Consider the following 307-nt stretch of genomic DNA (forward strand, 5'->3'; position numbering starts at 1 on the left):
TGTTTCAGGTGGCGGCAAAGAAGTTAAAGAAGTCCGTGTCCCAATCTGGTCAGATAAGAATGGTCAAGACGATCTTACATGGTACCATGCCGACAAACAATCAGATGGAAGCTACAAGGTTCATGTCGATACAGCCAGCCATAAGGGCGATGCTGGTACCTATTCTGTGCATCTTTACTATATGTTAAATGGTAAGAGAACCTATATCACAGAAACTAAAGCTACAGTCCCTGAATCTCAAGTAACAGGGAAATTGACCATCAACAACCAAACGTCTAATGGCTTTGATGTAGTCGTAACCAATGTT

Annotated in this window: 1 protein-coding gene; it reads left to right on the top strand. The window is 42.0% G+C overall.

Annotated features, from left to right (window positions below):
- Positions 1-307: GBS Bsp-like repeat-containing protein (locus ADF62_RS04490; RefSeq protein ID WP_048788196.1), on the top strand; the 307-nt coding region annotated here is incomplete at both ends.

This window comes from Streptococcus sp. 1004_SSPC (genome assembly GCF_001069025.1).
In the GTDB taxonomy this organism is placed as follows: domain Bacteria; phylum Bacillota; class Bacilli; order Lactobacillales; family Streptococcaceae; genus Streptococcus; species Streptococcus vestibularis.